Here is a 15,517-nt window from a genome sequence, read left to right as displayed (position 1 = left end):
ATATTCAGTAAAGGGGTGGAGTTATGAATATTTTTGTGTTAATGAAGCGTACGTTTGATACAGAAGAAAAGATTTCACTTGATGGAGGAGAGATTATTGAGGATGGAGCAGAGTTCATTATTAATCCTTATGATGAATATGCAATAGAAGAAGCAATTTCTTTAAAAGAAAAACATGGAGGGGAAGTGACGGTTGTAACACTGGGGAACGAAGATGCTCAAAAAGAACTGCGAACGGCGCTTGCAATGGGTTGTGATAAAGCGGTGCTCATTGATACAGAAGATGAAATAGAAAGCGAAGATGAATATACCACATCCATTATTTTAGCCTCTTATTTAAAAGAACAGCAATTTGATTTGATTATTGGTGGAAATGTTGCTATTGACGGAGGAAGTGGACAGGTTTGTCCACGAGTCGCAGAGCTTTTAAATATGGCTTGTGTTACAACTATCACAAGTATTGAAATCCAGGGGAATGATGTGGAAATAATAAGGGACGTAGAAGGAGATGAAGAAAAAATTCAAGCAGCTCTACCGCTTGTTGTAACAGCTCAGCAAGGACTAAATGAACCGCGCTATCCGTCTTTACCTGGTATTATGAAGGCCAAAAAGAAGCCGCTTGAAGAAATTGAATTAGACGATCTAGAAATAGAGGAAGAAATACAAGCCAAAACAAAGGTTGTTGAACGGTTTTTACCACCTGAAAAAGAAGGAGGCAAAATACTTCAAGGTGAATCACACGAACAGGTGAAAGAGCTTGTTCATCTATTATACTCAGAAGCAAAAGTGCTTTAAAAAAGGAGGAATAGCTATGGCCCGCAAAGTATTGGCATTGGCGGAATTTAAAGGCGGAGAAGTCAGAAGTGTATCGTACGAAGCAATTGCAGCAGCACGCATGATTGCAGATGGCGGAGAAGTTGTTGTGGGAGCAGTTGGAGAAGACATTGCTCGCCATACGTCTTCATTTTTTCACTATGGTGGAGATCGTGTAGTTTTTATTGAAAGCGCTAACTTAAAAACATATACGCTTGATGGTTTCTCCCAATGTTTTCAGGCCCTCTTAGAGGAGGAAGAACCAGAAGCAATTATTATAGGCCATACTTCTCAAGGGAAAGAGGTTGCTCCAAAGCTTGCAGCAAAGCTTGAGAGTGGTTTAATTTCTGATATAACAGATATTGAAGTTGTGGGTGAAAACGTTATTCTAACGCGTCCTATCTACTCAGGAAAAGCTTTTGAGAAACGCATCCTTACTGACACCCCTTTATTTTTCACAATTCGTCCAAATAATATCGAAAAGCTTGCAGCGGACCCAGGAAGAGATGGAGAAACAAAAGAAGTTGCAGAACCATCTCTAGATTTACGTACAGTTGTAAAAGAAGTTATGCAAAAAGCGACGAGCGGAGTAGATCTTTCAGAAGCAAAAGTGATTGTAGCTGGAGGACGGGGTGTAAAAAGCGAGGAAGGGTTTAAGCCATTACAAGAACTTGCTGATGTGCTAGGTGGAGCAGTTGGAGCTTCAAGAGGGGCATGTGATGCAGAATATTGTGATTACTCACTTCAAATTGGACAGACGGGAAAAGTTGTTACGCCTGATTTGTATATTGCATGTGGCTTATCTGGCGCTATTCAACACTTAGCAGGTATGTCTAATTCAAAAGTGATTGTAGCTATCAATAAAGACCCAGAAGCAAATATTTTCAATGTAGCAGACTATGGGATCGTCGGAGACTTGTTTGAAATTATTCCACTTTTAATCGAGGAGTGTAAAAAATTAAAAGTAGAAAAGAGCTAAAGGCGACACTCTGTCGCCTTTTCCGTGTTTTTTTATGAAAAATGCTGTTTTTAAATGATTCCTTAGGGTATAACTATGTAATAGGAAAGGCATGACGAAACAAATAAATGGCACTCCCATTTTAATGATGTTATACTGTGAATATCTTAAAAGAAGTTACTTAGGTATAGGAGGAATTTTTAATGGCAATTACACATGCAACAGATCAAAACTTTACTGCTGAAACAAATGAAGGGGTAGTACTTGTTGACTTTTGGGCACCATGGTGCGGACCTTGTAAAATGATTGCTCCAGTTCTTGAAGAACTTGATTCAGATATGGGCGACAAAGTAAAAATCGTAAAGCTTGACGTAGATGAAAACCAAGAAACAGCAGGGAAATTTGGTGTAATGAGTATCCCAACTTTACTTGTTATGAAAGATGGAGAACAAGTTGACAAAATCGTTGGCTTCCAACCAAAAGAAGCACTTGCTGAAGCATTAAACAAACATCTATAAGCTTTAAAAAGGGCGCCTGCTTTTTGCAGGTGCTTTTCTTATGACAAAAAGAAAAAGGGGGGACGTTATGAATGCAATCATAAAAGAAAAGCTAGCGATTCTTCCAGATCAGCCTGGCTGTTACTTGATGAAAGATAAGGACGGTACTGTTATTTATGTCGGAAAAGCAAAAGTATTAAAAAATAGAGTACGCTCATACTTTACCGGAAGTCATGATGGGAAAACGCTTCGTCTTGTGAACGCTATTGTTGATTTTGAATATATCGTCACGTCTTCCAACATTGAAGCGCTTATTTTAGAAATGAACTTAATTAAGAAGTACGATCCAAAATATAATGTTATGCTAAAAGATGATAAAGGCTATCCATTTATTAAAATTAGCAATGAGCGCCATCCACGTTTATTTATTACAAGAAAAGTAAAAAAAGATGGAGGCAAATATTTTGGACCTTATCCAAACGTTCAAGCAGCAAATGAGACAAAGAGGCTGTTAGATCGCTTATATCCACTCCGGAAATGTTCTACTATTCCAGACCGAGTTTGTCTTTATCATCATATTGGCCAATGTTTGGCTCCCTGTGTTTATGAAGTGACAAAGGAGCAAAATAAGGAGCTTGTAGACGAGATTGCAAAGTTTTTGAACGGCGGATTTAAGCATGTTAAAGAAGAACTGACTGAAAAGATGATGAACGCATCAGAAAATCTAGAGTTTGAACGTGCACAGGAATATCGAGATCAAATTTCCCATATTGAAGCAACAATGGAAAAGCAAAAAATGATGTTTAACGACTTTGTTAATCGAGATGTTTTCGGCTATTCCTATGATAAGGGATGGATGTGTGTCCAAGTTTTCTTTATTCGCCAAGGAAAACTAATTGAACGTGATGTTTCCATGTTTCCTTTTTACGGTGAACCTGAAGAAGATTTTCTCACTTTTTTAGGACAGTTTTATCAGCAGTCTAACCATGTAAAACCAAAGGAAGTGCTTCTTCCTGAGCATGTTGATTGTGAAATAGTGGAGCGTCTTTTAGAAATCAAAGCACACTGTCCTCAAAAAGGAAAAAAGAAAGATTTACTGAACCTAGCCAATAAGAACGCTAAGATTGCTTTGAAAGAAAAATTTTGGCTTATTGAACGTGATGAAGAACGGACAATTAAAGCAATTGAAAATCTTGGTGAGAAACTAAATATTGCTACGCCAAATAGAATCGAAGCATTTGATAACTCAAACATTCAAGGAACAGATCCTGTATCAGCAATGGTCGTATTTGTTGATGGAAAACCATATAAGAAAGAATATCGAAAATATAAAATTCGAACTGTTGAAGGTCCAAATGATTATGATTCCATGCGTGAAGTTGTGCGACGAAGATATAGTCGTGTATTAAAAGACAATCTTCCGCTTCCAGATCTAATTGTGATTGATGGAGGGAAAGGACAAATTGCGGCTGCAGAGGACGTACTTGAAAATGAACTTGGATTGTTTGTTCCTGTTGCAGGTCTTGTAAAAGATAGTAAGCACCGAACATCAAACATTATGATCGGAAATCCTTTAGAAGTAGTGCCTCTTGAAAGGAACAGCCAAGAGTTTTATTTACTGCAGCGCATTCAAGATGAAGTGCACCGCTTTGCGATTACTTTTCATCGACAAGTTCGGTCAAAATCTTCTTTTCAATCTGTTCTTGACGATATTAAAGGGGTTGGCGCAAAGCGAAAAAAAATGCTACTTACTCACTTTGGGTCTTTAAAGAAATTAAAAGAAGCAAGCATAGAAGAAATCCAAGGAGCAGGGATACCAAAAGATACAGCAACTGCGATTTATAGCGTTCTTCGCGAAGAAAACGAAAAAAGTGATTGAAAACTTTTTAAATATTTGATAAGCTAAAAAAAGATTTTAAAAACTGTATAATCACTTCAATATTACTGAGGTGAAGATAGAGGTGCGGATTTTAAGAGTATATAGCAGGAGGAAAATGAGTTCCGTTGATTGTTATAGAAAGGAAAATCTGCCGAAGTGGAAGTTAGCTCATCATAGCTTTTGCTGGTTTTGCATTGAATAAATGTAAGACTGTCAAGATCACAATCTTGGAGGGCTATCTCACACATTGCGCAAATATAGATATTTTAAAAAAGCAATGAGAGATTCTCTCATTGCTTTTTTTTATTGCGTTCGCCCTACTTACGAGTAAACCATTTGTGTGAAAAAACGAACTGAGGAGAGGTTTTAGAAAAATGGGCTTAGTTGTTCAAAAATTTGGAGGAACTTCCGTAGGATCTAGCGAGAGAATTCAAAATGTAGCAAATCGAGTTATTGAGGAGAAAGCAGCAGGTAATAATGTCGTTGTTGTTGTATCTGCGATGGGAAAAACAACGGATGAGCTTGTTTCATTATCAAAAGAGCTCAATGAAAACCCAAGTAAGCGGGAAATGGATATGCTTTTAACAACAGGAGAACAGATTACCATTTCTCTTCTTTCTATGGCTCTTCAGGCGAAAGGTTATGATGCTGTTTCTTTAACAGGTTGGCAAGCTGGAATGAAGACAGAAGAGGTACATGGAAATGCTCGAATTACCAATATTGAAACCGCTCGAATCAAACAATATCTCAAAGAAAATAAAATTGTCGTTGTTGCGGGATTCCAAGGGATTACAGAGAACAATGAGATTACAACATTAGGTAGAGGTGGCTCTGATACAACTGCGGTGGCACTTGCTGCAGCTCTTGAAGCAGAAAAATGTGATATTTACACAGATGTAACAGGAGTCTATACGACAGATCCTCGTTATGTTAAAGGTGCGAGAAAACTTAACTCGATTTCTTATGATGAAATGTTAGAGCTTGCCAATCTAGGAGCAGGGGTTCTTCATCCAAGAGCTGTTGAGTTTGCTAAAAATTATGAAGTAAAGCTTGAAGTTCGGTCAAGTTTAGAAAAAGAACGTGGAACAATTATTAAGGAGGAAGCAGAGATGGAAGATAATTTATTAGTAAGAGGAATTGCATTTGAGGACAATATTTCCCGAGTTACGGTTATTGGCATGGAGGATAACATTTATACCCTTCCTTCTATCTTCTCGCTCCTTGCTAAACATCATATTAATGTAGATATTATTGTTCAAAGCGTTACGTCTGCTAAGTCAGCAGTATCATTTTCCGTAAAAACAGAGGAACTTCAACGTACATTAAGTGTTTTAGAAGCTCAAAAAAGATATCTGCAATATGAAGAAGTTGAGCATGAAAATGGACTTTCAAAAGTCTCTATTGTTGGTTCTGGAATGGTTTCAAATCCTGGGGTGGCTGCAAAAATGTTTGAGGTGCTTCAAGATAGTAAAGTTCAAGTGAAAATGGTTAGCACGTCTGAGATTAAAGTTTCAACAGTCATTGTGCAAAAAGATATGGTAAAAGCTGTCGAAGCTCTTCATGAAACATTTGAGTTAACAAATGAACGTGTAGGTAAATAAAAAAGGAGGACTCGTTTAGCGAGTTCTCCTTTTCTATACTAAAATATCTCTTCTGTCATAAACGATGGAAAGGACGACCTTGTTACGATGTTTTTTCCATTGCTCAGCTTCTGCTGTATATCCTTTTTGAGCTTGAATTTGTTCAGCTAGAAATCCAGCCTCAAGTTGGAAAGAGCATGTTTCTTTATTATGTAAACGGCGTTCAACGCTAGGTCCGCTAAGTTCAAATTCGAGTGAGCTTCTTTGTTCTTTTTTTAGAGTAAGAGTGCCCCATCCTGCACGAATAAAAAAAGTTTGAAGATCTGCTAGGGACGGTTGTGGATAAAGACGTGCAATATTCTTACCAGCCCAATAGGAAATATTATCTGTTTCCTTTCCTAAAATATCTGGTAAAACAATATCTCGTAGCAGTTCATAACCAAATAAAGGAATGGTTTCTTCATGTGTAACAGCAGATGGCCTTTCCTCTTCTTTTTCCACTTCTTCTAAACTATCTAACTCTTGTTTTTCTCGTTGCTCCATACCGATACCTCACTTTCTTTTCCATTATAAATGATTTTTTACGATTTATATAGTTTGTGTAAGAAAAAAGTAGCTTTTCCCTGTTTTAGAAGTGAAAATCACCTACAACAATTCTTGACGCTTACATTATGGGGGAGTACAATAAATTTGTCACATTTGTTTCACAATTTATAATTTGTTGAAAAATGCAAGGGGTTTCATTTTTCAACAAATTAGACTACAACAAAAAGGATGGGGAGCTCGGGTCTATTGGACTACACATGTTTTCTATTTCACAAGGGGGGTTTAGATATTGGAAGCAACAAAAGAATTTTATTATCGTAGGTTACACTCATTACTGGGTGTAATACCGATCGGGATTTTCCTTATCCAGCATCTTGTTGTTAACCACTTTGCAACAAGAAGCCCAGAGGCATTTAACACTGCCGCACACTTCATGGAAAAACTACCGTTTCGCTATTTATTGGAGATCTTTGTGATTTTCTTACCAATTATCTTTCATGCTGTTTATGGATTATATATTGCCTTTACAGCCAAGAACAATGCGAACAGATATGGATTCTTTAGAAACTGGATGTTTGTTCTTCAACGTGTTACAGGTGTTATTACACTTATCTTTATTACATGGCACGTATGGGAAACACGTATTCAAGCTATGAGAGGTGCCGAAGTTAACTATGATATGATGGCAAACATCTTATCAAGCCCGGTTTCACTTGCTTTTTATCTTATTGGTGTTATTTCTACTATTTTTCATTTTGCTAACGGCTTATGGTCATTTAGCGTTAGCTGGGGTTTAACAGTAACTCCTCGTTCTCAAAGAATTGCAACATATGTGACGATTGGCGTATTTTTTGCTCTTACAATTGTAGGTGTCCGCGCCATCCTAGCGTTCACTTAATTTATTCATATCTCAAAGGAGTGAGTTACGATGAGTAACGGAAAAATTATTGTTGTCGGCGGTGGACTCGCTGGTTTAATGGCAACAATTAAAATTGCGGAATCTGGTAAGAAAGTAGACTTGTTTTCTATCGTTCCAGTGAAGCGTTCTCATTCAGTGTGTGCGCAAGGTGGAATAAACGGAGCCGTAAATACAAAAGGTGAGGGAGATTCGCCATGGGAGCACTTTGACGATACAGTTTATGGTGGAGACTTTTTAGCAAACCAGCCTCCCGTTAAAGCAATGTGTGAAGCAGCACCTGGAATTATTCATTTATTAGACCGTATGGGAGTTATGTTTAACCGTACACCAGAAGGATTGCTTGATTTCCGCCGCTTTGGAGGTACACAGCATCATAGAACAGCTTTTGCTGGCGCAACAACAGGACAGCAACTTTTATATGCACTTGATGAGCAAGTTCGTCGTTATGAAGTAGCGGGTCTTGTAACTAAATATGAAGGATTTGAATTCCTAGGGGCCGTTATTGATGATGAAGGAACCTGTAGAGGGATTACCGCTCAGAATTTGCAGTCAATGGAGATTGGTTCATACAAAGCAGATGCGGTAATTATGGCAACAGGTGGACCTGGAATAGTATTTGGTAAATCAACAAACTCCATGATCAATACAGGATCAGCAGCTTCAATTGTTTATCAACAAGGAGTACACTATGCAAACGGTGAGTTTATCCAAATTCATCCAACCGCAATTCCAGGAGATGATAAACTTCGTCTTATGAGTGAATCAGCGCGTGGTGAAGGTGGCCGTGTTTGGACATATAAAGACGGAAAGCCTTGGTACTTCCTTGAGGAAAAATATCCGGCATATGGAAACTTAGTTCCGCGTGATATCGCAACTCGTGAGATTTTTGATGTTTGTGTTAACCAAAAACTGGGTATTAATGGAGAGAACATGGTATATCTTGATCTTTCTCATAAGGATGCGAAAGAACTAGATATTAAACTTGGTGGAATTATTGAGATTTATGAAAAATTCATGGGTGATGATCCACGTAAAGTACCAATGAAGATCTTCCCTGCCGTTCACTACTCAATGGGTGGCCTTTGGGTGGATTATGATCAAATGACAAATATTCCTGGTCTTTTTGCAGCTGGTGAATGTGATTATTCTCAGCACGGTGGAAACCGCTTAGGTGCAAACTCTCTACTTTCAGCTATTTATGGTGGTATGGTTGCAGGACCAAACGCAGTAAAATACATTGAAGGTCTTAACAAATGGACAGATTCTATAGAATCTTCACTTTATGATAAACATGTAAAAGAGCAAGAAGAAAAATGGCAAAACATTCTTTCACTAGATGGAAAAGAAAATGCTTATGTTCTTCATAAAGAACTTGGAGAATGGATGACTGATAACGTAACAGTTGTACGTTATAACGATAAATTGTTGAAAACAGATGATAAAATTCAAGAGCTTCTTGAACGCTATCAGAATATTAATATTAATGATACAGCAAAATGGAGTAACCAAGGAGCAGCATTTACGCGTCAGCTAGCAAATATGCTTCAACTTGCTCGTGTTATTACACTTGGTGCTTATAACCGTAATGAAAGTCGCGGAGCACATTATAAACCAGACTTCCCAGAACGTAATGATGAAGAATTCCTAAAAACAACGATGGCAACTTTTGTAGATCGTGAGTCAGCACCTAACTTTTCTTATGAAGATGTAGATGTTTCATTAATCAAGCCGCGTAAGCGTGATTATTCACAGAAGAAAGATAGTGGATCAGCATCCTCTAAAAAAAAAGAGGGGGTTAGTGGGAAATGACTGAGACAAAAACAAAAACCATTAAGTTGATTATTACACGCCAAGATTCACCGGAAACAGCTCCATATGACGAGGAATTTGAGATTGAGTATCGTCCAAATATGAACGTTATTTCAGCTCTAATGGAAATTCGTCGAAATCCAGTAAATTCAAAAGGTGAGCATACAACACCAATTAACTGGGATATGAACTGTTTAGAGGAAGTTTGTGGAGCATGCTCAATGGTTATTAACGGACGCCCTCGTCAATCTTGTACAGCGTTAGTTGATAAGCTTGAACAACCGATTCGACTCAAGCCAATGAAAACTTTCCCTGTTGTGAGGGATCTACAAGTCGACCGTAGTCGCATGTTTGATTCGTTGAAAAAGGTAAAAGCATGGGTACCGATTGATGGAACTTACGATTTAGGGCCGGGACCACGTATGCCAGAGAAGAAACGTCAATGGGCATACGAACTCTCAAAATGTATGACATGTGGAGTATGCTTAGAAGCTTGTCCAAATGTAAACAGTAAATCAAATTTCATTGGACCTGCTCCATTATCACAAGTTCGCTTATTTAATGCACATCCGACTGGAGCAATGAATAAACATGAACGACTTGATGCTTTAATGGAAGATGGAGGACTTTCAAATTGCGGTAACTCACAAAACTGCGTAAAGTCTTGTCCAAAAGGTATTCCATTAACAACATCAATTGCTGCTTTAAACAGAGACACTACTCTTCGCTCTTTCCGAAAGTTTTTTGGAAGCGATGCAGAATAAAAAGAAACCTCTCCATACTGGAGAGGTTTCTTTTCATCAAAGGAGGAAGATGAATGAAGAAGCCGAGTTATATTAACAATATAGAGACTTGGAAGCACGATTTTAACTTTAATAGAGAGATTCGAGTTCGTTTTTGTGAGACAGATATGTTTGGTCACATGAATAATACCGTTCCTTTCCTCTATTTTGAAGAAGCCCGAACAACTTTTTTTCAACATATTGGTTTTATGGAAATATGGAAGAAGCCTGATAGTGAAACAATGCCAGTTGTTGCTGATTTACAGTGTGATTTTGTTCAACAAGTCTTCTTTGGAGAAGTGCTTAGAGTAAAAACGAAAATTGAGCATACTGGACGTTCATCTGTTGATTTACACTATGTTGGGATAAATGAAAAAGAGGAAATTTGCTTCACAGGACGAGGTGCTCTTGTACAGGTTTCCAAAAGCACGGGTAAATCTGTTCCATGGACAGAGGAGCAACTTGAGAAATTAAAACCTTATCAATCGAAAAAAAGTGAATAAAATATAGCATAACTTGCGAATTCTAGGAACCGCTTTATCCTTTTTTACATAGTATATCGTGACTAACTTACACCCATCCGATAGTTCGACTCTGGATCAGGCAAGGAGGGTTACATTGAAGGATAAAGAATTTCCACCTAAACCGTTACTTACAAAGAGAGAACGAGAGGTTTTTGAACTTCTAGTACAGGACAAAACAACGAAAGAGATCGCAAGTGAGCTGTTTATTAGTGAAAAGACGGTTCGCAATCATATTTCTAACGCAATGCAAAAGCTTGGCGTTAAAGGGCGTTCTCAAGCTGTCGTTGAACTTCTTCGCATGGGAGAACTCGAGTTATAACATGTGGCCGACTATCAGTAAAAGATAGTCGGTTTTGTTTTCTAGCGAAATGAAAGATTATCACAGTCAAAAAAGGGAAGTAGAAAAATAAAGAAATATAGGGGGAGAAAGAAATGTACAATAAAATTCTTGCAGCCGTAGATGGCTCAAAACAGGCAAAAGAAGCGCTTGAGAAAGCATTTTCTATTGCTTCTTGTTATCGTACACCACTGCAAATTCTTCATGTGAAAGAAGGGGATGATAAAACTAAAACATATTGGTATAAACGCTCTAATTTAAACAAGCTAGAAGACAGGCAAGAATTTCTTCGTGAAATTGATACTATGGCTGCAAAGTATAACATTACTCATAAGGTTCATTTTAGAGTTGGAAATCCTGCTGAAGAAATTATTCGTCATGCAAATGAGAACAATATTGAACTTATTGTGGTAGGAAGTAGAGGATTTAATAGATTTCAAAAAGTAGTGCTTGGTAGCGTTAGTTCTAGAATAATAGAGAAAGCCTCCTGTTCCGTTCTCCTTGTGAAATAAAAGAAGGGATGAGGCTTCTCCTACTCTTCATTTGAATTCTTTATTGAAAAATGAGCCAACTTCCTCTATCATTGTAGTTAATTAGAAAACTCATACAAGAAAAAATTTTTACATAAATCAAAAAAGTAGCAGATAGAGAACTATCCTAGCATACTGCACATAAGGGGAGTCATCATCACAGCTAAGTTTGTTTGGGATGAGATAGTGGTTCCACTATGTATGTTTTGCTAGGGAGAGTTCTTCTTTCATTTTAAAGACAATTTCATATTGTAAACAGGAAGGTACATAGCTTTAAAGCCTATGTTGAAAAGGGAAGCCAGTGAAAATCTGGCACGGTGCCCGCCACTGTAAAAGGGAGTTCTATTACAACGTGTCACTGAATTTTTTTGGGAAGACGTAGTAGAACGATTACCTTGAGTCAGGAGACCTGCCTTAGCTGTTTGCTTCATTTGAAACCTACGGGACATAGGAAGAAGTGCTAATCCATTGTGCAAACTCGTGTACAGGTATGCATTTTACATCTCTTTCTCGTAGAGGTGTTTTTTTTATGCATTTTTTGAGAAAACGATTTTAACGAGGGAGTTGGTATGGATGACAACGTGGAATTTAAATGAAACAAAGCACCATGTCTTAATTTGTAATGGTGGAACGTGTATGAAAAAGGGCGGAGAAGAAGTAACGGTTGCTGTTCGAGATGAAATTGAAAAGCTTGGGGCGGATGCTCAAATTCATACAACAAGAACGCGATGTAATGGGCGATGTAAAGATGGATGTGTAGCAATTGTATACCCTGAAGGAGTTTGGTATAAAGAAATGACACCAGAGCTTGGAAGAGAGATGGTAAGAGAGCATCTCTTAGATGGGAATAAGCTTGAAAACTCTATCATCTACACATATGAGGAAGGATTTAAAGCTCCTGAAAATTCCTCATCACCAAAAGGAATTTCAAAAGAGAAAGTGAAATAACTGTTTTCGAAAGAATCACATCATTCGAAAAACTTGTGGTAGGAGGAAAAAATATGAGTGGTAAATTGCTTATCGTCGGATTTGGGCCAGGAAATTTTGAACATATTACAGAGCGAGCGAAAGAGGCACTTCAAGAAAGTGACATGATTATTGGCTATAAAACATATGTGGAACTTATCCAAGGGTTGTTGTCAAATCAACAGGTTATTAGTACTGGAATGACTGAGGAAGTGACAAGAGCCCAAGAAGCAGTGAAGCAAGCTGAGCAAGGGAAAAAAGTAGCTGTGATCTCGAGTGGAGATGCGGGAGTATACGGAATGGCTGGTCTTGTGTATGAAGTGCTTGTTGAAAAAGGTTGGTCAAGAAAAGACGGAGTGGAAATTGAAATTATTCCTGGTATCTCTGCGATTAACTCTTGTGCTTCATTATTAGGAGCCCCTGTTATGCATGATGCGTGCACAATAAGCCTAAGCGACCATTTAACACCATGGACACTTATTGAAAAAAGGATTGAAGCTGCGGCATCTGCTGATTTTGTTATTGCTCTTTATAACCCGAAAAGCGGAAGAAGAACCCGTCAAATTGAGGAAGCCCAGCGTATCCTGCTTCAATATAGATCACCAGATACTCCTGTTGGCCTTGTGAAAAGCGCATATCGAGACCGTCAGAATATTGTAATTACCAATTTAAAAGAGATGCTTGAACATGAAATTGGAATGCTAACAACTGTTATTATTGGAAACTCTTCAACATTTCTCTATGATGATTTGATGATTACCCCACGTGGCTATCAACGTAAATATACGCTAAATGAAACAAAACAGCCGCTAAAACCTCATCAACGTTTGAAAAAAGAGGCAGAGCCATGGGCACTTTCCCAAGAAGAAGCAGCACCAGCAGTAGAAGAGAAGGAAGCAGAAAAAGTTGAGAAAGTTAAAGAAGTAGAGAAAATTTCTTCAAGAGAAATTGCGGAGAAAGCTCTTAGTCTTGTGACAGGAAAAGAAGAGCAAACAACATTTGAAAAAGTAACGGCTAAGATGGAATCCATCTTCGAACTTGCTGTAAGCCCAGGGCTTGTAAGTAAAAAGTTTACACCAGTTCAGCTCACCACAATTGCTGAAGTTGCAGGCGAAAAAGGGTCAATTGAATATACACCAGATCATCAAATTCGTCTTGAAGTACCGACTGCTGAACCAGAAAAAGTAACAAAGAGACTTAGCGAAGTAGGTCTACTCCTTGCTCCTGTTGGAGACGTTTTAACAATGAAGGCGTGTGACTTCTGCGATGGAGAGAAAAAAGATTCCATTCCATATGCAGAAGAACTTCAAGAAAGACTTGGCGGAGCGAATATGCCAAAAGTTACAAAAATCGGGTTCAACGGCTGTGGTATGGCTTGCTACAGAGCTGTACAAGATGATATCGGAATTGTATATCGAAAAGGAAAGTTTGATTTGTTTCTTGGAGCGAAAACAGTAGGCCGATCAGCACATTCTGGACAGCCTGTTGCAGAAGGAATTTCTCCTGAAAAGATTGTTGATGTTGTTGAAGGAATTGTTGATGAGTATAGAGAAAAGGGGCATCCTAATGAGTCGTTCTTTAAATTCTTTAAACGTGTAAAAGAAGTCGGTGGTTTTATTTATCAAGATGTAACACCCAAAATTAAAATTGAGCCAGCTCCTTGTGGAGACTAGGAAAATAGAGGGGGAAAACAAATGGAAGCTGTATTATTTATTGGACACGGAAGCCGTGACTTTGAAGGAAATGAAGAAGTACGTCAATTTGTAGAGAAAATGAGGACTCTTTTGCCAGAGACGTTGTTAGTAGAAACAAGCTTCTTAGAATTTGAACGCCCAACAATTGCAGATGGAATTGATACCTGTATAGAAAAAGGGGCGCATCATGTTATTTTAATTCCAATTATGCTTCTTCCTGCTGGCCATTCTAAAATTCACATTCCAGGAGCAATTGATGAAGCAAAAGAAAAGTATCCCAACACGAAATTTACATATGGCAGACCAATTGGTATTCATGAAGAAACGTTTGAAATTTTAAATACAAGATTAAAAGAGTCTGGGGAAAATTTAGAAAGTCCTGGAGAAGAAACAGCAATTATCTTACTTGGGCGCGGTGGAAGCGATGCTGACGCGAACAGTGAGCTTTATAAAATTACGCGTCTTCTTTGGGAGAAAACAAACTATAAACTTGTTGAAACATCCTTTATGGGTGTAACAGATCCTTTGATTGAACAAGGAGTAGAACGCTGTATTAAGCTTGGAGCAAAGAAGATTGTTGTGCTTCCATACTTCCTTTTTACAGGGATTTTAATTAAACGTCTTGAAAAACTTGTTGAAGAATTTAAAGAAAAATATCCAGAAGTTGAATTTAAGCTTGCTCAATATTTTGGCCTTCATCCAAAGCTTCAAACGATTTTGAAAGATAGAGTTGAGGAAGCACTTGAAGGTGAAGTGAAAATGAATTGTGATACCTGTCTTTACAGAATTGAAGCAATGGAGCATATTGATCACCACCACCATCATGATCATGACCACGGGCATCATCACCATCACGACCATGACCATCATCACCATGAGGATGACGAAAAAGCTGGTGTTCTAAAATGATTTTATTTATTGCTGGAACAAGTGATGCAAGAGAGCTTGCTATCCGGATCAGTGAGGAAGGCTATCCTCTTTTGGCAACGGTTGTAACAGAAAATGCCGCGATCGAATTAGAGCGAGCGCACTTATCTGTTCAAGTAGGTAGATTAGATGCAGCCGAGATTACAAAACTAATAGAGGAAAAAGGGATGAGCGCTATTGTCGATGGGAGCCATCCTTTTGCAGAAGAAGCATCTAAAAACGCAATGAGAGCAGCTGAGGAGGCTCAAATTCCATACTTTCGCTATGAACGTGAGTCTCAAACATTTCAATATGACAAGCTAACGCTTGTTAATGATTATGAGGAGGCAGCTGAAGAAGCAGCAAAAAGAAAAGGCGTTGTAATGCTTACAACAGGCAGCAAGACCCTTGCTACCTTTACAAAAAAGCTACTTCCAATTGAAGACATTCGTTTGATTGCGCGCATGCTGCCTCGAAAAGATAATATGGAAAAGTGTGAAGAGCTTGGTCTCCCTCAAAAGAACATTGTTGCCATTCAAGGTCCTTTTACAAAAGAATTTGATCAAGCATTATATAAGCAGTATGGCGTTACACTTATGGTGACAAAAGAGAGTGGGAAAGTAGGGTCTGTAGATGAAAAGCTTAGTGCCGCAAGAGAGCTTGGAATCGAAACTATTATGATTCGAAGACCACGTATTGAGTACAAAGAAGTATATAGTGATTTTCCGAGTATTCTAGAAGCGTTAAAGAAAACGGTTCAACTACAAAAACATTAAAG

Annotated in this window: 16 protein-coding genes and 2 riboswitches; of the genes, 15 read left to right on the top strand and 1 reads right to left on the bottom strand. The window is 38.2% G+C overall.

The window, feature by feature from the left end:
* Positions 1–23 precede the first annotated feature (23 nt).
* The 5 genes from ACK3CR_RS23245 (at position 24) to ACK3CR_RS23225 (ending at position 5,747) form a co-directional block, all read left to right on the top strand.
* Positions 24–794: an electron transfer flavoprotein subunit beta/FixA family protein gene (locus ACK3CR_RS23245; protein ID WP_488976152.1), complete on the top strand. Its 771-nt coding sequence runs from the start codon at positions 24–26 to the stop codon at positions 792–794.
* 16 nt (positions 795–810) lie between these two features.
* A complete protein-coding gene (locus tag ACK3CR_RS23240) occupies positions 811–1,791 on the top strand; it encodes an electron transfer flavoprotein subunit alpha/FixB family protein (protein ID WP_328122484.1) in 981 nt (326 codons plus the stop codon).
* Positions 1,792–1,973: 182 nt separating this feature from the next.
* A complete protein-coding gene (gene trxA, locus ACK3CR_RS23235) occupies positions 1,974–2,288 on the top strand; it encodes a thioredoxin (protein ID WP_040056898.1) in 315 nt (104 codons plus the stop codon).
* Between the two features lie 67 nt (positions 2,289–2,355).
* Positions 2,356–4,146, top strand: coding sequence for an excinuclease ABC subunit UvrC (uvrC, locus tag ACK3CR_RS23230; protein ID WP_488976151.1), 1,791 nt, complete (start codon positions 2,356–2,358; stop codon positions 4,144–4,146).
* 69 nt (positions 4,147–4,215) lie between these two features.
* Positions 4,216–4,392: riboswitch (Lysine riboswitch) on the top strand.
* A 128-nt stretch (positions 4,393–4,520) separates the two neighbouring features.
* Complete coding sequence (locus tag ACK3CR_RS23225) at positions 4,521–5,747, top strand: aspartate kinase (RefSeq protein ID WP_243517299.1); 1,227 nt, start codon at positions 4,521–4,523, stop codon at positions 5,745–5,747.
* A 33-nt stretch (positions 5,748–5,780) separates the two neighbouring features.
* On the opposite strand, the gene ACK3CR_RS23220 is transcribed toward ACK3CR_RS23225, so the two are convergent.
* Positions 5,781–6,269, bottom strand: a complete 489-nt coding sequence (locus ACK3CR_RS23220; protein WP_328122482.1) for a YslB family protein — start codon at positions 6,267–6,269, stop codon at positions 5,781–5,783.
* A 292-nt stretch (positions 6,270–6,561) separates the two neighbouring features.
* Here ACK3CR_RS23220 and ACK3CR_RS23215 point away from each other — a divergent pair, with 292 nt between their 5' ends.
* The 10 genes from ACK3CR_RS23215 (at position 6,562) to cobK (ending at position 15,515) form a co-directional block, all read left to right on the top strand.
* A complete protein-coding gene (locus ACK3CR_RS23215) occupies positions 6,562–7,170 on the top strand; it encodes a succinate dehydrogenase cytochrome b558 subunit (protein WP_061802167.1) in 609 nt (202 codons plus the stop codon).
* 30 nt (positions 7,171–7,200) lie between these two features.
* On the top strand, positions 7,201–9,000 hold the full coding sequence (gene sdhA, locus ACK3CR_RS23210) for a succinate dehydrogenase flavoprotein subunit (protein WP_488976150.1): 1,800 nt from the start codon (positions 7,201–7,203) through the stop codon (positions 8,998–9,000).
* Positions 8,997–9,764, top strand: coding sequence for a succinate dehydrogenase iron-sulfur subunit (gene sdhB / locus ACK3CR_RS23205; RefSeq protein ID WP_061802165.1), 768 nt, complete (start codon positions 8,997–8,999; stop codon positions 9,762–9,764). Before sdhA ends, sdhB begins: the two co-directional genes overlap by 4 nt.
* 53 nt (positions 9,765–9,817) lie before the next feature.
* A complete protein-coding gene (locus ACK3CR_RS23200; protein ID WP_243517307.1) occupies positions 9,818–10,285 on the top strand; it encodes an acyl-CoA thioesterase in 468 nt (155 codons plus the stop codon).
* A 115-nt stretch (positions 10,286–10,400) separates the two neighbouring features.
* Positions 10,401–10,625, top strand: coding sequence for a spore germination transcription factor GerE (gene gerE / locus ACK3CR_RS23195; protein ID WP_019391263.1), 225 nt, complete (start codon positions 10,401–10,403; stop codon positions 10,623–10,625).
* Positions 10,626–10,738: 113 nt separating this feature from the next.
* Positions 10,739–11,155 (top strand): universal stress protein, encoded by a 417-nt coding sequence (locus ACK3CR_RS23190; protein WP_243517309.1) that lies wholly within the window; start codon positions 10,739–10,741, stop codon positions 11,153–11,155.
* A 262-nt stretch (positions 11,156–11,417) separates the two neighbouring features.
* A riboswitch (cobalamin riboswitch) is annotated at positions 11,418–11,604 on the top strand.
* A gap of 142 nt (positions 11,605–11,746) precedes the next feature.
* Positions 11,747–12,121: a (2Fe-2S) ferredoxin domain-containing protein gene (locus ACK3CR_RS23185; protein WP_243517311.1), complete on the top strand. Its 375-nt coding sequence runs from the start codon at positions 11,747–11,749 to the stop codon at positions 12,119–12,121.
* Positions 12,122–12,174: 53 nt separating this feature from the next.
* Positions 12,175–13,812: a precorrin-3B C(17)-methyltransferase gene (gene cobJ, locus ACK3CR_RS23180; protein WP_488976148.1), complete on the top strand. Its 1,638-nt coding sequence runs from the start codon at positions 12,175–12,177 to the stop codon at positions 13,810–13,812.
* Positions 13,813–13,833: 21 nt separating this feature from the next.
* The gene (locus tag ACK3CR_RS23175; protein ID WP_488976147.1) at positions 13,834–14,742 is read left to right on the top strand and encodes a sirohydrochlorin chelatase; all 909 of its coding nucleotides are present in this window, start codon (positions 13,834–13,836) and stop codon (positions 14,740–14,742) included.
* Complete coding sequence (cobK, locus tag ACK3CR_RS23170) at positions 14,739–15,515, top strand: precorrin-6A reductase (protein WP_243517320.1); 777 nt, start codon at positions 14,739–14,741, stop codon at positions 15,513–15,515. Before ACK3CR_RS23175 ends, cobK begins: the two co-directional genes overlap by 4 nt.
* Positions 15,516–15,517 lie beyond the last annotated feature (2 nt).

This window comes from Priestia sp. TRM10 (genome assembly GCF_057808375.1).
The sequence above is the reverse complement of the archived record's forward strand: the minus strand, read 5'-3'. Positions and strand labels throughout refer to the sequence as shown.